Annotated in this window: 18 protein-coding genes and 1 pseudogene; 3 read left to right on the top strand and 16 right to left on the bottom strand. The window is 73.0% G+C overall.

Annotated elements, in window-relative coordinates; translation table 11 throughout:
• Positions 1-46 precede the first annotated feature (46 nt).
• The gene (locus tag AB0H81_RS26625; protein ID WP_358379955.1) at positions 47-1,771 is read left to right on the top strand and encodes a condensation domain-containing protein; all 1,725 of its coding nucleotides are present in this window, start codon (positions 47-49) and stop codon (positions 1,769-1,771) included.
• On the opposite strand, the gene AB0H81_RS26630 is transcribed toward AB0H81_RS26625, so the two are convergent.
• On the bottom strand, positions 1,689-2,888 hold the full coding sequence (locus tag AB0H81_RS26630; protein WP_358379908.1) for an RNA-guided endonuclease TnpB family protein: 1,200 nt from the start codon (positions 2,886-2,888) through the stop codon (positions 1,689-1,691). The genes AB0H81_RS26625 and AB0H81_RS26630 overlap by 83 nt on opposite strands.
• 107 nt (positions 2,889-2,995) lie before the next feature.
• Between AB0H81_RS26630 and AB0H81_RS26635 the strand changes: the two genes are divergently transcribed.
• Together AB0H81_RS26635 and AB0H81_RS26640 are read left to right on the top strand one after the other, a co-directional pair.
• A complete protein-coding gene (locus AB0H81_RS26635) occupies positions 2,996-3,886 on the top strand; it encodes an LPD16 domain-containing protein (protein WP_358379911.1) in 891 nt (296 codons plus the stop codon).
• A 4-nt stretch (positions 3,887-3,890) separates the two neighbouring features.
• Positions 3,891-5,060, top strand: coding sequence for a cysteine desulfurase family protein (locus AB0H81_RS26640; protein ID WP_358379914.1), 1,170 nt, complete (start codon positions 3,891-3,893; stop codon positions 5,058-5,060).
• Between the two features lie 17 nt (positions 5,061-5,077).
• Here AB0H81_RS26640 and AB0H81_RS26645 read toward each other — a convergent pair whose 3' ends face one another.
• The 15 genes and pseudogenes from AB0H81_RS26645 to AB0H81_RS26715 form a co-directional block, all read right to left on the bottom strand.
• Positions 5,078-6,079, bottom strand: a complete 1,002-nt coding sequence (locus AB0H81_RS26645; protein ID WP_358379917.1) for a hypothetical protein — start codon at positions 6,077-6,079, stop codon at positions 5,078-5,080.
• 22 nt (positions 6,080-6,101) lie between these two features.
• Entirely contained in the window at positions 6,102-6,980 is an 879-nt protein-coding gene (gene rfbA / locus AB0H81_RS26650; RefSeq protein WP_358379920.1) for a glucose-1-phosphate thymidylyltransferase RfbA, read from the bottom strand.
• Complete coding sequence (locus AB0H81_RS26655; RefSeq protein WP_358379922.1) at positions 6,977-8,146, bottom strand: ABC transporter permease; 1,170 nt, start codon at positions 8,144-8,146, stop codon at positions 6,977-6,979. Before AB0H81_RS26655 ends, rfbA begins: the two co-directional genes overlap by 4 nt.
• The gene (locus AB0H81_RS26660; RefSeq protein WP_358379925.1) at positions 8,143-9,321 is read right to left on the bottom strand and encodes an ABC transporter permease; all 1,179 of its coding nucleotides are present in this window, start codon (positions 9,319-9,321) and stop codon (positions 8,143-8,145) included. The genes AB0H81_RS26655 and AB0H81_RS26660 overlap by 4 nt, the downstream gene beginning before the upstream one ends.
• 1 nt (position 9,322) lies before the next feature.
• Positions 9,323-10,357 carry an ABC transporter ATP-binding protein gene (locus AB0H81_RS26665; protein WP_358379928.1) on the bottom strand — a complete coding sequence of 345 codons (1,035 nt, stop codon included), beginning with the start codon at positions 10,355-10,357 and terminating at the stop codon, positions 9,323-9,325.
• Positions 10,354-11,409, bottom strand: coding sequence for a right-handed parallel beta-helix repeat-containing protein (locus AB0H81_RS26670; RefSeq protein WP_358379931.1), 1,056 nt, complete (start codon positions 11,407-11,409; stop codon positions 10,354-10,356). The genes AB0H81_RS26665 and AB0H81_RS26670 overlap by 4 nt, the downstream gene beginning before the upstream one ends.
• On the bottom strand, positions 11,397-12,164 hold the full coding sequence (locus AB0H81_RS26675; protein WP_358379934.1) for a 4'-phosphopantetheinyl transferase superfamily protein: 768 nt from the start codon (positions 12,162-12,164) through the stop codon (positions 11,397-11,399). Before AB0H81_RS26675 ends, AB0H81_RS26670 begins: the two co-directional genes overlap by 13 nt.
• 5 nt (positions 12,165-12,169) lie before the next feature.
• Positions 12,170-12,997, bottom strand: a complete 828-nt coding sequence (locus tag AB0H81_RS26680; RefSeq protein ID WP_358379937.1) for an alpha/beta hydrolase — start codon at positions 12,995-12,997, stop codon at positions 12,170-12,172.
• A 31-nt stretch (positions 12,998-13,028) separates the two neighbouring features.
• Positions 13,029-13,877, bottom strand: coding sequence for an ester cyclase (locus AB0H81_RS26685; protein WP_358379940.1), 849 nt, complete (start codon positions 13,875-13,877; stop codon positions 13,029-13,031).
• 166 nt (positions 13,878-14,043) lie between these two features.
• The gene (locus AB0H81_RS26690) at positions 14,044-14,466 is read right to left on the bottom strand and encodes a phosphopantetheinyl transferase (protein ID WP_358379943.1); all 423 of its coding nucleotides are present in this window, start codon (positions 14,464-14,466) and stop codon (positions 14,044-14,046) included.
• Positions 14,463-15,377: an ACP S-malonyltransferase gene (locus tag AB0H81_RS26695; protein ID WP_358379958.1), complete on the bottom strand. Its 915-nt coding sequence runs from the start codon at positions 15,375-15,377 to the stop codon at positions 14,463-14,465. The genes AB0H81_RS26690 and AB0H81_RS26695 overlap by 4 nt, the downstream gene beginning before the upstream one ends.
• Before the next feature lie 35 nt (positions 15,378-15,412).
• Entirely contained in the window at positions 15,413-16,282 is an 870-nt protein-coding gene (locus AB0H81_RS26700; RefSeq protein ID WP_358379946.1) for an alpha/beta fold hydrolase, read from the bottom strand.
• The gene (locus AB0H81_RS26705; RefSeq protein ID WP_358379949.1) at positions 16,279-17,526 is read right to left on the bottom strand and encodes an FAD-dependent oxidoreductase; all 1,248 of its coding nucleotides are present in this window, start codon (positions 17,524-17,526) and stop codon (positions 16,279-16,281) included. Before AB0H81_RS26705 ends, AB0H81_RS26700 begins: the two co-directional genes overlap by 4 nt.
• Positions 17,523-18,362: a nitroreductase family protein gene (locus tag AB0H81_RS26710; protein WP_358379952.1), complete on the bottom strand. Its 840-nt coding sequence runs from the start codon at positions 18,360-18,362 to the stop codon at positions 17,523-17,525. The genes AB0H81_RS26705 and AB0H81_RS26710 overlap by 4 nt, the downstream gene beginning before the upstream one ends.
• Positions 18,359-18,729, bottom strand: a pseudogene (locus AB0H81_RS26715) (hypothetical protein); the annotation flags it as partial. The gene AB0H81_RS26710 and the pseudogene AB0H81_RS26715, both read right to left, overlap by 4 nt.

Genomic DNA, 18,729 nt, shown 5'->3' on the forward strand with positions numbered 1-18,729 from the left:
TTCGGTAGTCCGACAATCGCCGGCGGTGGAGGCCGAGTTGTCCGCTGTGAAATCCGCGAACCTGTGCTGGGGGCAGCGCTACATCTGGTTGCGCGTCCACCAGCTGCCGCCCGGGCACCAGCACGAGACGCACGTCGTCCTCACCTTCGACGTGCCGGCCGGTGTCACGCCCGCCCACTGCCAGGCGATGCTCACCCATCTGGTACGGCGGCACGAGACGCTGCGCACCACGTACCACCTGGACGCCGGGGAGCCCGGCACCGGGCCCGTGCAGCGGATCCACCCGCCGGGCGCCCTGAAGCTGCGCGAGGTCACCGTGGAGCGGGACGGCACGGCCGCGCCCGCCGAGGTGGTCGAGGAACTGAGCACCCGGCCGTTCGACCTGGCCGGCGAGTGGCCCGTCCGCGCGGTCGTCATCACCGCGGGCGGCGCCGCCAAGCGCGTCGTCATGGTGCTCAACCACCTGGCCGTGGACGTGTGGACGCTCGGCGAGCTGAAGCGGGAGCTGCGCGCGAAGGGCGCCGGCCTGGCCGCCCGCCGCCCCGCCACGCTGATGCCGGTGCGCCACCAGCCGTCGGACCTGGCCCGCCACGAGACGTCGGCCGACGCCACGGTGGTGGCCGCCCGGTCGATCGCGTACTGGCAGCAGGAGGTGGCCGCGCTGCCCGCGGACCCCTACGCCGCCCATCGCCGGGAAGTCCTCCCGGAGGGCGAGCCGCCGGCCCGGCACGCGTCGCTGACCTCCCCCGCCCTGCTGGACGCGACCCGCCGGATCGCCGCCCGGCACGGGGTGTGGCCGTCGCTGGTCCACCTGGCCGCCTGCACCGCGCTGACCGCCGCCTACACCGGCCTGGACGCGGTGAGCCACCTGTCGTTCGTCAGCAACCGCGAGTCGCACCCGTACCCGGACGTCCTGACCTGCATGTTCTCGCCGACGCTGGCGCGCGTGGACTGCTCCGGCGACCCGGCGTTCGGTGATCTTCTCGGCCGGGTGGCGGCCGCGTTCGCGCGGGCCAAGGAGCACGCCTACCTGCCTTACGACGAGGTGGTCGAGCTGGTGTCCCGCGAGGGGTCGCGGCGCGGCCGGGAGGTGCGGCTCGGGCCGGAGGTCAACTTCATCAAGCAGCGCACCAAGGACTACGGGGGCCGGCGCACCGCCTTCACCTGGCACCCGGCGCCGGAGGCATGGGCGCACGCCGGGTCGGACGCGTACCTGCGGGTGGACGAGTGGCGCGACGCGGTCGCCGTGTCCCTGCAGGCGGCCTCCTCGGTGATGGACGCCGCGGCCGTGGAGGCGTTCCTGCGCGGCCACGAGGCCCTGGTCCTCGCCTGCGACGCCGACCCGGAGGGCGGCCCACGGCTCGGCGACGTGGCCCGGCTGGCCGGCCTGCCCGCGCCGGCCGGCCGCCCCGCACCCCGCCGGCTGCCCCTGTGGGACGGCGACCCCGGCGAGGCTGCCCCCCGCGCCCTCGTCGACGCCGTCCGGCTCGTCAACGGGCTGCCCTGCCTCGACCTCTCCGACAGCTACACCGTCGGCGGAGGGCGCGCCCTGCGCATCCCCCGGGTGCTGGCCGAGCTCCGCGAACGCGGCTGGGAGGGTCTGACCCTCCGGCTGCTCGCCGGGCCGGTCCCGCTGGGCGTCCTCGCCGGCCGGCTTCACTCCGAGTCGCTTGACTTTCTCCCCATACCTAGAGAACAGGGAGTCCAACCTTCACAGGTCGGGGTTCCTGCTTCACAGGCGACTGCACCCGGATGGATCCGGAATGTCTGACGTCGCCTCCACAGGCGGACACGGCAAGACCTGCCGCCAGGATGTTCTTGGCGGCGTTGACGTCCCGGTCGTGCCGGGTGCCGCAGGACGGGCACTGCCACGTCCGGATGCTGAGCGAGAGTCGCTCAAGCAGGTGCCCGCAGGCCGAGCAGGTCTTGGAGCTGGGCAGCCAGCGGTCGACCACGATCAGGTGACGCCCGTATCTGGCGGCCTTGTATGCGAGCATGCGGCGGAAGGTTCCCCACCCGCAGTCGGAGATGGCCTTGGCCAGCTTCCGGTTACGGACCATGTTCGTCACGGCCAGGTCCTCGATCACGATCACGTCGTGGTCACGGACCAGCCGCGTGCTGGTCTTGTGCAGGAAATCCGTCCGGGACGCGCGCACCTTCCGGTGGGCGCGGGCGACCTTGGCCCTCGCCTTCCGGTGATTGCTCGAACCTTTGACCTTCCGCGCTTGGCGGCGCTGGTAGCGGGCCAGGTTGCGTTCCTGCTTGGCCAAATGACGCGGATTGGGGATCTTCTCGCTGTCGGAGGTGACGGCGAAGTCCGTCACTCCGAGATCGACGGCGATCATGGCTCGCGTAGGCGCAAGCCGGTCGGGGGCGGCGATATCGACGGCGAAGGAGACGTACCACCGTCCGCACGGGTCGCGGGAGACGGTCACCGTGGTCGGGTCGAGCGACGCCACATCCACGCCGGGCCAGGACCAGACGAACCGCAGCGGCGCGTCCATCTTCGCCAGGAACAGCCGCCCGTCTCGGTAGCGAAACCCGGAACGGGTGTATTCGGCCGACTGCCGGCCGGTGCGGGACTTGTAACGCGGGTACCTGGCGTGTCCGGCGAAGAAGTTCGTGAACGCCGCCTGCTGGTGCCGGATCGCCTGTTGCAACGGGACCGAGGACACCTCATTCAGCCACGCCAGCTCGTCGGTGCCCTTCATCGCGGTGAGGTAGGCGTTGGCCTGCGTGAATCCGGTCTTCGCCTGCTGAGTGCGGTATCGGTCGTGCCGCCAGGCCAGGGTGCGGTTCCAGACGACGCGCACGCAGCCGAACGTGCGATTCAGCACGCCGGCCTGCTCAGGCGTCGGGTACGCCCGGCACTTGTACGCCGTCCTCACAGATCAATCCTAAAAGAATCACCCAGCGCAGACAAAGCAACTACGGATGGTGTCCGGTTTTCTTCCCCAGGACTGATGCCCGGGGCCTCCAGCCTCAAGGAGTTACGATGAACCACGCCGTCACCGACCGAGTGACCAAGACCCACCGGCTGGTCGCCTCGGAGCAGGAGCTCCGCGACGCGATCGCCCGCGAGCTGCCCGCCTCCGGCCTCGGCGACCTGGTCGTCATGGGCGGGCACTTCATGCTGTTCGAGGACGAGGCGACCGGGCGGCTCGTGCCGGGCGTCGTCGAGGAGCAGAAGGACGAGACCATGCGCCGCCGCGTCGCCGGCCGCGTCGGCATCTTCCCCGGCTACACGTGGGAGCTGTCGCTCGACCTGCTCGGCGAGTACGCCGAGGCGGGCGTCTCCGGCCGGCTGCTCCTGCTGATCAACGACTGGCAGTACGTGCCGGCCCACGACCGCCCGGCCAGTGAGCTGCGGGCCGAGTTCTTCGAGGGCTTCACCACGCTGCCCACCTCGTACGAGAAGGCGCTGTGCGACTACGGCCTGCCCGCCGAGCTGGTGCTGCCGAGCCGCAAGCACCGGCTCGCCTTCCCCGAGACGTGGCTGAAGTACCGCTTCCAGAAGGCCGCCGACCGCTTCGTCAAGCAGGGCCTGCTGGAGAAGCGTTATCTCGACGAGGGCCGGCGCGACGCCGAGGTGGCGTTCGTGGACGCCGACGGCAACTACCGCACGCTGATCAGCTGCGGCATCACCGGCTGCGCGGGCGAGATCACCGAGATGGTGTCGGAGGTGCACAAGGCCGGCTACCGCAACCTGCTGATCTTCGCGCCGGGCGAGTGCCTGATGCCGGTCCAGACGGGCGTGGACATCGCGCTCAACCTGTACGGCCTGCCGGACATGCGCGTGGTGATCGCCGACCCGGGCGGCAGCGGCGAGACGTCCGCCGACGAGATCTACGCCAAGCTCGTCACCGTCAGCACCCTGAGGAGCTGACGGCATGAAGGTCATCTACCTGGACGGCTGCGCCACCACCCGCGTCGACGACGAGGTGCTGGACGCGATGCTGCCGTACCTGCGCGAGGAGTTCGGCAACCCGTCGTCGCCGCACGTGCTCGGCAAGCGGGCCCGCCGGGCCGTGGACGCGGCGGCCGAGTCGGTGGCGCGGCTGATCGGGGCCGACCCGGACGCGGTGCTGTTCACCTCCGGCGCGACCGAGAGCAACAACATCGCGCTGCTCGGCTCGTTCGGCCACGACGACCGGGCGCCGGTCAACGGGGTGTTCTGCCCGACCGATCACAAGTCGTCGCTGGCGGTCGGCCGCGCCCTCGCGGCGCGCGGCGTGGACGCGCGGACGGTGCGGGTCGGCCGGGACGGCCAGGTGGACCTCGTCCACCTGGACGAGCTGCTCGACCTGCACACGCGCGTGGCCACCGCCGCGTGGGTGAACAGCGAGATCGGCACCGTGCAGCCGGTCCACGCGATGGCCGCGCTCTGCCACGACGTGGGCGCCCTGCTGCACGTGGACGCGGCGCAGGCGGCCGGGCGGGTGCCGATCGACGTGCGGGGGGCGGAGATCGACCTGCTGTCGCTGTCGGCGCACAAGCTGAGCGGCCCGAAGGGCGTCGGGGTCCTGTACGTGCGGCCGGAGATCCGGCACCGGCTGCGGCCGGTCATGTTCGGCGGCGGGCAGTACGAGCTGCGCAGCGGCACCATCCCCACGCACCTGGTGGTGGGCCTGGGCAAGGCGGCGGAGCTGGCGCTGGCGCGGGCGGAGGCGGACCTGCGGCGGGTGCGCGAGCTGCGCGCGACGGCGCTGGACATCCTCGCCGCCGGCATCCCGGGCGCGCGCCTCAACGGCGACCCGCGGGGCGGCGTGCCGCACGTGCTCAACGTCGTCCTGCCCGGGGTACGCGGCGAGAGCCTGGTCGCCGGCCTGACCACGGTGGCGGTGTCCACCGGGTCGGCCTGCAACTCCGGCTCGCAGGAGCCCTCGTACGTGCTGACCGCCATCGGGGTGGACGCGGAGGACGCCAACAGCTCCGTCCGGATCTGCCTGGACCCGCGGATGTCGTTCGAGGACCTGGTGACCGGCGTCGAGACGGTCGTCGAGCGCGCCCGGGCACTGGCCGGGGTGGCCGTCGTGATGCGCGGCCACCAGGTCGTCTGACATCGTGGGGGCGGGGGTCAGCCGGCGTTGCGCAGGAAGCTCCTGGCCGCCGCCACCCCCGCCTGGAACCTGCTGGTCGCGTCCAGCTCGCGCATCAGCGTGGCGATGTGCCGGCGGCAGCTCCGGACCGACATGCCGAGCTTCCTGGCCACCACCTCGTCGGTGTAGCCCTTGGCCATCAGCGCGGCGATGGACTGCTGGAGGTCGTCGGCCACGTCGGCGTAGCCGAACTCGATGCCCTCCAGGGGTGTCGCCATCTCCCACAGGTGGTTGAACAGGTCGAGGAAGAACTGCGCGATGCCGTGGTCGCGGACCCGCGCCACGTTCGCCTCCTCGCCGCCCGCCCCGAACATGACGACCAGCGAGCGGTCGAACACCACCGCCGAGCGCGGGATGTGGCTCAGCGTGTAGACGACCGCGCCGGCGTCGGTGAGCCGCTTCATCCGCATGCGGGTGGACACGTCGCCCCGGTTGCGGTGCTGGCAGATGATGCGCACCACCACTCCCCTGGACAGCAGGGCGAGGAACGTCTCCGACAGGTCGCCGGTCACGCCGCCGCCCGCCTGGAGCACCAGCACCTCGTCGCGGCAGGCGTCGCTGGCCGTCTTCAGGAAGCCGCGCACCTCCATGGAGCCCACCAGGTAGTCCACGGCGCGGGGGGCCGTGGACGCCTCCGCCGCGACGTAGTCGGGCTGGAAGGTGCCGATCCGCTCGCGGATCTGGTCGATCAGTTCGCGCCGCTGGTAGATCTCCCGCTCGACGGACGAAACCAGCGAGGCGGCGGCCAGCTCCGGGTCCACGGGCACGAACCGCAGGCCCGCGCTGTCGTCCACCCGCAGCAGCCGGCTCTCCACCAGGTGCTCCACCGCCGCGCGCACCTCGCGCACGGCCAGGCCGAGGTCCTCGGCGGCCGCCTCGACCGACTCGATCGCGCCCTTGCGGGAGGCGTAGCGGTACACGTCTGTCACATGGTCGCCGCCGGCCGGCGAACGGCCGGGGAACAGTGCCGTCATGGTCATGGCTTGCCTCCTTGCTCACGAGTCACCGGGCGGCGAACTGCTCCGCCACGGAGATCACGTACTGGCCGTAGGCCGATTTCTCCAGCTCGACGCCGAGCCGGTGGCAGGTCTCGGCGTCGATGTAGCCCATCCGGAGGGCGATCTCCTCCAGGCAGGCGATCCGTACGCCCTGCCGCTGCTCCAGGAGCTGGACGTACTGCCCGGCCTGGAGGAGCGACTCCGGGGTGCCCGCGTCGATCCAGGCGAAGCCGCGGCCGAGGTCGACGAGCTTGGCCTTGCCCCGCTCCAGGTAGGCGCGGTTGACGTCGGTGATCTCCAGCTCGCCCCGCGCCGACGGCGAGAGGTTCTTGGCGATGTCGACGACGTCGTTGTCGTAGAGGTAGAAGCCGACGACCGCCCGGTTGGAGCGGGGCGTCGCGGGCTTCTCCTCCAGGGACAGCAGCCGGCCGCCCGGGCCGGTCTCGGCGATGCCGTACCTCTCCGGGTCGCGCACCGGGTAGCCGAACAGGACGCAGCCGTCGATGTCACGGCACTCCTGCCGCAGGATCTCCTGGAAGGAGTAGCCGTGGAAGACGTTGTCGCCGAGGATGAGCGCCACCGGGTCGTCGCCGATGTGGTCGGCGCCGAGCACGAGCGCCTCGGCGATGCCGTTCGGCTCCGGCTGCTCGGTGTAGGTGATGCGCAGCCCGAGCCGGGAGCCGTCGCCCAGCAGGCGGCGGATCTGCGGTACGTCCTCCGGCGTGGAGACGACCAGGATGTCGCGGATCTCGGCCAGCATCAGCACCGAGAGCGGGAAGTAGATGAGCGGCTTGTCGTTGACCGGCAGCAACTGCTTGGAGACCGCCAGCGTCGTGGGCAGCAGGCGCGTGCCCCGGCCGCCGGCCAGCAGGATGCCTTTCATGAAATCCCCTCTTGTCTGGTGCGGTGGCCGAACAGGACGAGGGAGGCGCCCAGCAGCAGGGCGGCCATCGCGGCGAGGACGCCGAGCTGTGGCAGCACCGCGCCGATGCCCGTGCCGGGCACGGCCAGCTCCAGCAGCGCGTCCATGCCCCAGGCGTGCGGGAAGAGGTGGCCGACGGCGTTGAGCACGTCGCCGGACGACTCGCGCGGCCACAGGCAGCCGCCCAGCATGCCGAGCACGACGCCGAGCGGCGGGCCGATGGCCGGCGCCTGGTCGGGTGTGCGCAGCAGCGTGCCGACGAGGATCGCCGCCCCGGTGGAGACCAGCGCGAACGTCCCCACGACGGCCGCCACCCCCAGCGGGTCGCCCCAGTGGACGCCGAACGCCAGCGCGCTCACCGCCATGATGAGCGCGGCCTGCGCGAGGGCGACGAGGAAGCGGCTCAGCGCCTCGCCGAGCAGCACCGACCGGTGCCGCACCGGGGCGGTCAGCGCGCGCTGGAGCATGCCGAGCCGGCGGCTCTCGACCAGCGCGGCGGCCACGGCCATGGAGTTGATGAAGGTGAACAGCAGCAGGTTGGCGGGGGCGGTGTAGGCGAAGCCGCGCGGGTCGCCGGCCGAGGTCGAGGTGTCCTGCACGGCGACGCGGCCGGACTCGGCCTGGGCCTGCCGTACGTACAGGGCGGCCTGCTCGGGGGTGGCGCCCGCGGTGCGGGCGGCGCGCGTGGCCTCCTCGACGGCCGCGACCTTGCTCACGGCGACGTCGATGGCGCCGCGCGCGGCCATGCCGCTGCCGTTGGTCTCGGTGACGACGAGGTCCAGCCTGGTGGAGCCGGACGGGATGACCAGGCCCGCCGCCAGCGAGCCCTCCCGCACGCCCGAGCGCAGCTCGGCGGCCGAGGTCATCGTCGTGATCTCCAGGTCGGGGTGGCGGCGCAGCTCGGCCAGCAGGGCGGAGGTGAGGGGGCCGGAGCCCTCGGCGACCACGCCGACCGGCAGCCGTGAGGAGCCCGTCGTGCCGCCGCCGAGCGCCATGCCGACGAAGACGATGGAGACGAACGGCATGACGACCATGAAGAACAGGCCGACACGGTCACGGGTGTGGCGGCGCAGGTTCGCGGCCACGAGCGCGAGCACGGGCCGCGGGCGCATCCTTGTGGTCGTCACAGCAGCAGTCCCTTCCGGAAGCCGAGGACGGCGAGGCCGCCCGCCGTCAGCGCGATCGCGCACAGCACGCCCACCGGCAGCGCCACGGCCGCGAGCCCCGCGCCCGAGCCGGCCAGCTCGGTCAGCGCCTTGGACGTCCAGCCGTTCGGGGTGAGCAGCGCGACCGCCTGGAGCGGACCGGGCAGGCTGTAGATCGGCACCAGGCTGCCGCCGAAGAACGCCGCCACGAACGACACGACCATGATCACGCCGTCGGCCTGGGCGTCGGTCCTGACCCGGCTGGTCACCAGCATGGTGATCGCGGCGGCGGCCAGCACGTGCGCGACCAGCACCACGGCCACGGCCCCCGCGTCGCCCCAGGTGGAGCCGAAGATGAGCACCGAGGCGCCCCAGTTGAGCAGGGCCCCGAGGACGGCCAGCGCGAACCCGACGGCGGCCTTGCCCGCGACGGGCACCCAGGCCGCCACCGGCGCCGCGCGGATCCGGTCGAGCGTGCCGAGCTTCCGCTCGGTCAGCAGCCCCCGGAACGAGGCGCCCACCACGAAGAACGCGAACAGCGCCGCCATGCCCGAGCCGTAGTAGACCGACAGGTCGATCTTGCCGCCGGCCAGCGGGTCGTCGGCCAGGCCGATCGCCGGACCGGCCGCGCCGTTGCGCTCCACCAGTTCCTTGACCTCGTCGCCGGGCACGCCCGCGCGCAGCACGGCCCGTACGGCCAGGGTGCGGGCGTCGACCACGGCGGAGATCCGATCCACGATGGCGCTCGCCACCACGCCCGCGAGCGGCGACTCGGGCGTCTTCAGGACCGCCACGTCGCCCCCCTTGCCGGCGCCGACGCTCTGGCTGAACCCGGCCGGGAAGACGATCGCCGAGCCGATGGCGCCCGACTCCAGCTCCCGGCTCGCCTCCTCCCTGCTCGGCAGGTCGCGCAGCGTCACGGAGCCCTTCAGCTCCTTGGCGGCCGTCACCTCACGCCGGACACTGGCCGGGAACTCGCCGCCGTCCAGGTCCACGAACCCCACCGTCGCCCTCAGCGGCGGGTCGTCGCCGCCCAGGGCGAGACCGAACAGGGTCGCCAGCGTCACCGGGACGATCACCGCGATGACGATCGCCGTGCCGTCGCGCAACCGGGCGCGCAGCTCCAGCGCGCTCACCGTCCACAAGGCCCGCCACATGTCAGTCCCTCAACGTGCTGCCGGTGAGGTGCAGGAACGTGGCCTCCAGGTCGGGCTCGATGACCTGGGTGGCCGTGACGGTGGCGCTGCCCTCCACCGCGGTGATGAGGGCCGGCAGCAGGTACCTGCCGCCCTCGGCGATCAGCCGTACCGACGAGGCGCCCGTACGGGCCGCCTCCACCACGCCCTCGACGGCGCGCAGCTTGGCGAAGGCCGTCTCCACGTCGCCGTCCAGGACCAGCTCGACCTTGTCGGCGGTGCCGACCAGGGAGACCAGCTCGCGGCGGGTGCCGTCGGCGATGATCCGGCCGTGGTCGATGATCGCCGCGCGCTCGCAGACCCGCTCGATCTCCTCCATGTAGTGGGAGGTGTACAGCAGCGCCATGCCCTCCTCGACCAGGCGCTCGACGCCGTCGAGGATGGCCTTGCGGCTCTGCGGGTCCACGCCGACGGTCGGCTCGTCCAGGATCAGCACCTCGGGCCGGTGCAGCAGCGCGGCGCCGATGTTGATGCGGCGCTTCATGCCTCCGGAGTACGTGCCGAGCTTGGTGTCGGCCCGGTCGGTGAGGCCGATGAGGTCGAGCACCTCGTCGATGCGCGCCGCCAGGCGCCGGCGGGGCAGGCCGAACAGGCGGCCGAAGAAGCGCAGGTTCTCGCGGCCGGTCAGCTCCGGGTAGAGGGCGATCTCCTGGGGGACGTACCCGATCTTCGCCTTGGCGCGGGTCGGGTCGGCCGCCAGGTCCGTGCCGCCGACCAGCACGGTGCCGGAGTCGGGGCGCAGCAGGCCGACGAGCATGGAGATCGTGGTGGTCTTGCCGGCGCCGTTGGGGCCCAGCAGGCCGTACGCCTGGCCGGGCGCTATGGCGAAACCGACGTCCTCGACGGCTACGACGTCGCCGTAGCGCTTGCTCAGGTTGTGACAGGCCAGGGCGGGGGGCGTCGTCCGGCCGGATGCGACCGTCTCCGAGGCGGTGGCCGGTGGTGCGGTTGTCGGCGGGGTGGTCGTGGGCGGGGTGGTCGTCGGCGGGGTGCTCATCGGTGCCACCCCCTTGCCGCGACGTCGTCGTGGTCCAGCAGGTCGGCCGGGTCGCCCTTGCCGGCCACGTTCCCGGCACAGGTCTGCCGCGCCAGGTCGGTGCCGAGCTGGAAGTCCAGCGGGGTGTTGCCGGTGATCCGGTTCCACAGGATGTGGTTGTCCAGGGCGTCGTCGCCGCCCCAGTCCTTGGAGGAGCCGATGACGAAGCCCGCGCCCATGACCGACTCGCCGCTGGGGTGGTTGTCGTGGATGTGGTTGTCCACGACGGCGACCCGGTGCGTGCCGATGAGCGCGAGGCCGACGCCGGAGATGGGCGGCCCGGCCGCACCCAGGCCGTCGGGCTCGGCGCCGGCCGCCAGGCTGTTGCCGTGCAGGTCGTTTCCCGCCACCAGGCAGTCCCGGACCCCGCCCTCCGGCTCGCCCTCGTACACCTGGTTCAGCAGGAGCATGCCGATCGCGTTGCCGTGGCAGACGTTGCGCACCACCCGGGCGTACGAGCTGTTGTCGACGAAGATGCCGAAGGCGTTGGCGAACGTCTCGTTGTCCGCGACCAGGGCGTCCGACTCGGGGCAGAAGCTGAGGGCCACGCCGCCGTACTGGCTGCCGGAGGCGCGGCAGCCGGTCACCTCGCAGCCGCTGGACTCGCGCAGGTAGACGCCCCAGACGGCGTTGCCGCGGGCCTCCACGTCGCGCACGCTCACACCTGCGACGGAGTGGGCGTAGATCCCGGCGCCGGTGAAGCCGGTCACGGTCAGCCCCTCGATCCTGACGTTCGCGACCTTTGCCTCCGCGACCGCGCCGCCGTACACGGTGATGCCGCTGACGACGTCCTCGGAGGCGTCGTGCAGCCGCGGCACGTCGGCCGGTGCGCCGTCGCCGGGGGCCAGCACGGTGCGGCCGGGGCCGGCACCGGTCAGCGACACGCCGCCGTGCCGGATCCAGACGCTCTCGGTGTACGTGCCCTCCGTCAGCACGATGCTCGCTCCGGGGCCGGCCTCGTCCAGCGCCCGCTGGATCGACTCCCCCGGTCGTACCGTCCTCACCTGGGACATCGGGCACTTCCCTTCCTGTCGACGTACACGATCGCCAGCGCCACGAACACCCCGCCCCCGCTCCCCCACCGGGCCGCCCCGACGACGTCCACACCGGCGGCCGGCGGATCCGCGACGGGCTCGGAGGTGATGGGCTCGCAGGTGATGGGCTCGGAGGCGGTGGGCGTGTCGGTGGCGAGCACCTGGGCGGTAGGCGCGTCCGCGACGGGCGCTGCCGCAGTGGGTGCATCGGCGATGGGGGCGTTCACAGGGAGGGCGTCCACGGCGGGTGCGCCTGTGGCGGGGGCGTTCACGGGGTGCCGGGGCTTGAGGCGGTGGAGGGCGGCGTCGCGGGAGGCGCCGTGGAGCGCGTACGCCGCGTTCCCGTCCAGCGCCACCCCGGTGGAGGCGGCCAGCTCGGAGGCGGCCTCGTCCAGCAGGCGGCCCGCCCACGTGGCCGGGGCCCCGGCCACCGCCTCGAAGTCGTGCCAGCCGAACCCCGGCGCCCGGCCGCCGACCGCCTTGATCAGGCACTCTTTGACCGAGAACGCCGCCTCGACCGAGAGAGCCGCCGCCTCCGGGGAGAGCCCGCGCTCGGCCTCGGTGGTGACGTGCCGCGCGAACACCTCACCACCCCGCTCGACCGCTCGCTCCAGCCGCGCCACCTCGACGACGTCCACGCCGAGAAGCACGGCGGGCTCGCCGGTCCCGGGACGATCCGGCACGGCGGGCTCGCCGGCCCCGGGACGATCCGGCACGATGGCGGGTTCGATCACGGCTCTCATGCCAGGGCGCCCGCGCAGCGCGTCACGAAGGACTCCAGGACGCCGGTGTACTCCTCGGCCCGTTCGACCATCGGGATGTGCCCGCTCTGCTCCACCACCAGCACCTCGTTGTCCGGGTAGTCGGCCAGGAGCTCCAGCCACGGGTCCACGGGCGTCATCCGGTCGTGGCGCCCCCAGACGTACAGGGACGGGCACCGCACCTTGTCCAGAGCCGGCCGTACCGCGTAGCGGCGGGTGGCCTTGATGCTGCGCGCCATGCTCACCATGGACTCGGGCCGGCGCAGCATCTCGCCGACCTCGCTCATCCGCTCGACCGAGAAGAAGCTGCGGCCGCTGTGGAACAGCGCGGCCACCATCCGCTCCCCGAACTCGTCACCGAACGGCCGGACGCTGCCCCGCCGGTCGAAGCTGAGCCCGACGTCGGGGTCGGCGGTGAGGCCCGGCGCGCCGCTGACCACGATTCCGCGTACCCGGTCGGGGTGGCGGCCGGCGAGGTCGATGGCGACCAGGCCGCCGAGGGAGTTGGCGCAGACGATGACGTCCTCCACGCCGGCGGCGTCGCAGGCGCGCAGCAGCGCGTCGCCGAGCTGCTCGATCGACCCTGCCACCTGCCGGTCCAGGGCGCAGATCGCTTCGTGGGTCCGCAGCACCGGCCACCCGGCCGCCTCCAGGCGCCGGTACGGGTGCTCCCAGATCCACCCACCGGCGAACAGGGCGGACATGAACGCCACAGCGGGCCGTCCGTCCCCGAGCCCCTGAGCGGCGCCCCCGTCGGGTCCGCTGGTCCTGTCGCCGAGGTTGTGCTCGGCGGTGAAGTCGATCATCTTTCAGGCTCCCGTGTCTCGCGAGGAGGGATCACAGCGTGGACGCGTCCTCCGGCGTCCACCCGCACGCGCAGGCCGCGTCCTTGCCCGCCGCCACGACCGTCCCGCAGGCGGGGCAACGGGCGTAGTCGCGGATCGTGGCGGGGTACCAGACGCTGGTGTGCACACGTGTGCACAGTCCGCCCTTGAAGAAGCGGCGCATGGCCCGCTGGTGCGGCCGGGCGTGGACCGCCCGCATCGACTCGGGCCGGTCGAAGGCGCTCAGCGTGAACTTGCGGGCGCCGATGTCGAACGTGGTCACGCCCAGGAACCCCTTCGAGGACCGCAGCGACTTGACGATCTCCACGCTGAGCAGGTCCACGTCGGCGGCCTCCGCGTCGTCGCGGATCTCCAGCCAGGTCAGCACGAGCGCGCCCGGCTTGTCGGTGCGGCCCGTCGCGGCGCGGGCGCTGACGCCGAACTCCCGGGCCTCGTCCGCGCCGGGCACGAACCGGGCCGTGAATCCGAGCGCCTCGGCCACAGCGAGCCGGTCGAAGCTCCGGCGCACGTGGACGCCACGCTCGTCGCGGGTGACCAGGTCGGTGCCGTACACGGTGGCGGTGCCGCCGGTGGCGGGCATGCCGAGGTAGGCCGCGCGATGGTCGGCCACCAGGGTCCAGGAGAGGGCGGCGGCGTCGGCGTCGCCGGTCACGCGGTCCACGGTGAAGCGCGCATTCCGGAAGAGGGCCATCGTACGGGCGGCGTGCTCGGCGAGCGCCGCGCCGGCCAGCGTCCCGCAGGAGTCGGGGTCCTCGTAGGTGTCCACCGACGCGGCCACGGCCTGGGCGTCCCCGGCCCGCCACGCCTCCAGAAGCGCCTCGGCCGCCTTCCGCACGTCCACCCGATGCTCGCGAGCTTGCGTGCCCCCCGGAGCAGTGGGCGCGGCCGGCGGCTCCGGGGGCCCGACCAGCGCCTCGCTCGGCGCTCCGCCCGGGAGGGCACCGAGCCGGGCGGGAGGCGTCGCATCGGCGTCAGTCACGGGGACGGCAGGTGGTTCGGCGGGCATGTCAGGTCTCCTCGTCCTCGGGGAGGCGGGTGGAGCAGATGGCCACGGCCAGCGCGCGTTCGCTCGTGTGGCTGATGGAGACGCGGACGCGGCGGTCGGGCCGTACCAGCTCGGCCAGCGGCGCAGCCAGGCGTACGGCAGGCGGGTGGCCGTCGCGGCAGGCGGACGTCGCGCGGCAGGACGGGGTGGGCCGGGGCAGCACCTCGACCTGGCCGAGGCGTTCGGCCGTGGGTGGCAATCCGAGCAGGCGCAGGACGGCGCGCTTGCCCGCCAGCCGGCCCGCCCAGTGCTGCACGCTCGCGCCGCCGGTGGACCTGACGCGTTCGGCGGCCGTGTAGACCTCCTCCAGCCGCATTCCTCCGACGAGCTGCTGCGGCCGGGTGAGCCCCGCGAAGCTGACCAGCGCGCTCCCCCACCGGTTCACGCCGCCACCGCCTTGGCCAAGCGCCGGAGGGTCGCGGGGTCGGCCATGCTGAGGCAGCGCGCCTCCGCCCGCCGCGACAGCCCCGTCAGGACCTTGCTGTCCCCGACCTCCACGCCCGAGGCCGCCGCGTCCACCGCCGCCACCGTGCGCGTCCACCGGACCCGTCCCGTGAGCTGCACGACCAGCGCCTCCCGGAGCGTGGCGAGGTCCATGGTGGGCTCGCCCGTGACGTTCGGGACGACCGGCACCAGGGGCTCCAGCATGGGCACGGCCGCCACCGTCGCCGCCCACCCCGCCACCGCGGGCGCCATGAGCGGCGAGTGGAAGGCGTTGCCCACCACCAACGGGACAATCTTGCTGGCCGCCGTGGCGAGCTCCGTGAGCCGGTCGAGCGCCGGGAAGGCACCCGAGACCACGACGTGCCCCGGCGCGTTCTCCAGGCCGACCACCACCGGCTCGCCGGGTGCCGAGGCGGCCTCGGCCAGGGCTTCGACGTCCTCCACGGGCAAGCCCATCACGGCCCGCATCCCGCCCACGGCGCCGACCGAGGCCATGAGCCGCGACCGGGTCTCGACGAGGCGCACCGTGTCGGCCAGCCCGAGGACGCCCGCGGCGTGCAGCGCGGTCAGCTCGCCGACGCTGTGCCCGGCGACGATCTCGGGCTCGTACCCCTCCTCCTCCAGGACGGCCAGCGCCGCGAGGTTGCAGGCCGTGACCGCGATCTGCGCGTTCTCGGTGGCGGCCAGCCGGTCGAGCGGCCCCCGCGCGCACAGCGGCGAGACGGGCCGCGACAGCAGCGTGTCAACCTCGTCCAGCCGCTCCCGCGCGGCCGGCCGGCGGCGCAGCCAGGCGCCCATGCCGACGCGGACCGTCCCCTGGCCGGGGAAGAGATAACCCAGCATGACGTCCATTCCCTTCACGAGTCGCGAGGATGACCCGGTCTCGGCTACAACCGGCGCCGGGGGCGCCGCTCCTCGTGGGCGGGGCGCTCCGTTCCGAGGAAACCGAGCAGCAGCTTGTTGACCTCGTCGGGCGCGTCGAGCGGCAGCCAGTGGCCGGCGTCCTCGACGCGCTCGTAACGCCAGGGCCCCTTGACGAACTTGCCGGAGGCGGACATGCCCTCCTCCAGCAGCGCCTTGTCGCCGGCGCCCCAGATGCCGAGGGTCGGCGCGAGCACCGGCGGGAACGGGCGGGCGGGCCGCAGCTCGGAGGCGGGCGAGCGGTTGGCTCGGTACCAGTTGAGGCCGGCGGTCAGCGCGCCGGGCCGGGCCAGGTCGCGCAGGTACCGGTCATAGTCGCCGTCGCGCCCCATGATCTCCTTGAACAGCCGCCAGCCGTTGCGGCGCAGCAGCTCCTCGCTGACCCCGGGGAACTGGTAGAAGAGCATGTACCAGGACGCGGCCCGCTGCTCGATCGACGGGGTGGCGAAGACGCCGGGGTGCCCGACCGACAGCGCGACCAGGTGGTCGAGCCGGCGCGGCATGAGGAAGGCGTACATCCAGGCGATGGCCGCGCCCCAGTCGTGGCCGACGACGTGCGGGCGCTTGATCCCGAGCTGCATGGTGAGGGCGACGACGTCGTTGACGATCGTCTGCATGCCGTACGCCTCGATCTCCTGCGGCTTGCCGGAGTCGCCGAAACCGCGCATGTCTGGCGCGATGACCCGGAACCCGCCCTCGACGAGCGCCGGGATCTGGTGGCGCCACAGGTACGAGGAGTCGGGGAAGCCGTGCAGCAGGATGACGGGGTCGCCCTCGCCCTCGTCGACGTAGGCGATGTCGACGCCGTTGACGTGAACCGTTCTCTTCTCACTCATGCCGACTCCCTGAAAAGCCGCTCAGCGAAGAACTCGCTGAAGCCGAACTCGGGTACGTCCTCCGGGGCGACCATGTTGAGCAGCCCGGTCACCTGGGCGGCGAAGTTCTTGGCCATCAATCTGCGGACGCGGCGGCGCCGCTCGACGGCCGCGGGCCCGAACTCGACGTGCAGCCTGCTGATGATGGAGGCGCCGAAGTCGAGACGTTCCAGGCGGAAATCCCGTTCCTTCACGTACGGGGCGAACGCCTCGGGCGACCAGTCGTCGGAGGCGAGCAGGATCTCGCAGACGGTCCGCGAGTCGCGCATGGCGCACGACAGGCCGGTGCCGAGGACGGTGTCGGCGTTGCCGGCCTCGTCGCCGATGAGGACGACGCCCTCGACCAGCGGCGGCCCCTCGGGCACGCTCGACACGGACGGCCACACCGACAGCGGCCCGGCGGGCGTGGCCTGGGTGACGGCCTTGCCGCGGTCGGGCAGGCAGTTCAGCTCGAACGCGGCGAGGAACCGCTCGACGCCGCCCGGCCCCCGGTAGCGGTGCTTGTTGACGGTGGGGAAGTTCAGGTAGAGGCGGGCCCGGCCGTGGCCCTGGGGGAACACCATGAACATGACGTCGCCCTCGGTGCCCATGGCCTGCACGTCGGGCGGCCAGCCCTCCATGCCCTCGACCATCATGCCGCCGCCCCAGTGGTGCATGGAGTTGCGCATGGTGACGCCGATCTGGCGGCCGACGGTGTTGCCGCGGCCGGTGGCGCCGAGCACGATGCGCGGCCGCAGCTCGTGGCCGCCCTCGGGGGTCCGGTAGGTGACGACGGGCCGCGCGCCGGCGGTGACGACGATGCGGGAGGCGTCCATCACCAGCCGGGCGCCGCTCGCCACGGCCTGCTCGGACATCAGCTCGCACACCTGGTGGTGCGGGAACGACATCGGCCCGCCGATGCCGGGGATGAACCTGGTCATGTCCACGGCCTCGACCTCGTCGTCGGTCACGGCCTCGTCCCAGGTCATCCACTCGCGGATCTCCCACGCGCCACCGGCCGAGAAGCAGTCGTCGACGCCGAGGCGCTGGGCCTCCCTGATGCCCCAGGGCGCGAGCCACTCGCCGCGCACGAGGTCCCTGTAGGTGTCCTGCTTCTCCAGCAGCACCACGGACAGCCCGCCGGCGGCGAGCCTGCACGCCGCGGACGCCCCCGAGATGCCTCCTCCGACGATGACGACGTCGGGCTGCTCGGGTCGTACGGTCACGTCCCCCACCTCTCCCAGTAGGTGCGTTCCTTGGCGCTGTAGCGCTCTGCGGGGCGGAAGTCGGTGCCCACGGTGTACGCGACGGGGATCATGCACACCTGGGTCACCCCTGAGGGGATGCCGAGCATCCGCGCGACCTGCCGCTCGTGCGGTACGTGCAGGCAGGTGATCGTGCTGCCGAGCCCGCGGCTGCGCAGCGCGAGCTGGAAGGACCAGATGGCCGGGAAGATCGAGCCGTAGAAGATGCTGGCCCGGGTCTCGCCGTGCTGCACCAGGTGGCCGGGGTCCTCGGCGACCTTGTCGGCCATCCGGCCGCGCCAGGCCTCGTTGATGGCCGTGATGTCCGGCGGGCGGCCGAGGACGCACGGGATGACGAGGATCGGCACCTGCGCGATCGTCTCGGTGAGCGCCAGCGCGGAGGCGTAGTTGCGGCGCGCCCCCGCGTCGTTGCGGCGGCGGCCGGCGTTGGTCCACATGTCGTTGCGGTGGAACGTCCAGGAGGACTGGATCATCCTGGCCAGTTCCTGCTTGACGGCGGCGTCGCTGATGACGAGCCACCGCCAGTTCTGGTGGTTGTTGGCCGTGGGCGCCTGGACGGCGACCTCCAGCGCCTCCTCCACCACCTCGCGGGGCACGGGCCGCTCGACGTCGAGGCGGCGGCGCACGGACCGCGTGGTGGTCAGCAGCCGGTCGGTCTCGGCGACGTCGAACGGCAACCCGGCGGAGGCGGAGGCGGGGGCGGAGGGCAACCCGGCGGAGGCCGAGGCGGGCGGTCCAGTGACGGCGCCGGTGGTGGGTGGTCCGGTGACGGCGCCCGTGGCCGGTGGGGTGCTCACATCGCCCCCAGGAGGACGGCGCCGCGCACCGAGCCGGGCGCGGCGGTGAGGGCAAGCGCCCGCTCCACGGGCCCGAGGCCGGGTTTGGTCACGTACGCGGCGAGGTCGCCGGTGCGCGGGTCGGCGAGGCCGATCAGCGCGGGGGCGACGCCGTCGCGTACGGCGAGCGCGGCGAGGGCGATGTTCAGGGCGCCGGTGGCGGCCTGGCAGTCGCCGGCCAGCGCGGTGGAGGCGGTCAGCAGCGCGCCGGGCGCGCCGGCCAGCACCGCCGCGTCCGGTCGCGGCGTCCCCATGATGCGGGTGAAGCCCTCCGTGGTGACGTAGTCGGGGATGCCGGAGGTGTTGGTGAGCAGGTGGTGCAGGGTGA

This window comes from Nonomuraea sp. NPDC050691, assembly GCF_040654455.1.
Classification (GTDB): Bacteria; Actinomycetota; Actinomycetes; order Streptosporangiales; family Streptosporangiaceae; genus Nonomuraea.

Excerpts from the sequence above, each read along its gene's own strand:
- AB0H81_RS26635 (WP_358379911.1), top strand. The coding sequence starts at position 2,996 with ATGAACCACGCCGTCACCGACCGAGTGACCAAGACCCACCGGCTGGTC.
- AB0H81_RS26640 (WP_358379914.1), top strand. The coding sequence starts at position 3,891 with ATGAAGGTCATCTACCTGGACGGCTGCGCCACCACCCGCGTCGACGAC.
- AB0H81_RS26645 (WP_358379917.1), bottom strand. The coding sequence starts at position 6,079 with ATGACCATGACGGCACTGTTCCCCGGCCGTTCGCCGGCCGGCGGCGAC.
- rfbA (WP_358379920.1), bottom strand. The coding sequence starts at position 6,980 with ATGAAAGGCATCCTGCTGGCCGGCGGCCGGGGCACGCGCCTGCTGCCC.
- AB0H81_RS26660 (WP_358379925.1), bottom strand. The coding sequence starts at position 9,321 with ATGTGGCGGGCCTTGTGGACGGTGAGCGCGCTGGAGCTGCGCGCCCGG.
- AB0H81_RS26665 (WP_358379928.1), bottom strand. The coding sequence starts at position 10,357 with ATGAGCACCCCGCCGACGACCACCCCGCCCACGACCACCCCGCCGACA.
- AB0H81_RS26670 (WP_358379931.1), bottom strand. The coding sequence starts at position 11,409 with ATGTCCCAGGTGAGGACGGTACGACCGGGGGAGTCGATCCAGCGGGCG.
- AB0H81_RS26680 (WP_358379937.1), bottom strand. The coding sequence starts at position 12,997 with ATGATCGACTTCACCGCCGAGCACAACCTCGGCGACAGGACCAGCGGA.
- AB0H81_RS26695 (WP_358379958.1), bottom strand. The coding sequence starts at position 15,377 with ATGGACGTCATGCTGGGTTATCTCTTCCCCGGCCAGGGGACGGTCCGC.
- AB0H81_RS26700 (WP_358379946.1), bottom strand. The coding sequence starts at position 16,282 with ATGAGTGAGAAGAGAACGGTTCACGTCAACGGCGTCGACATCGCCTAC.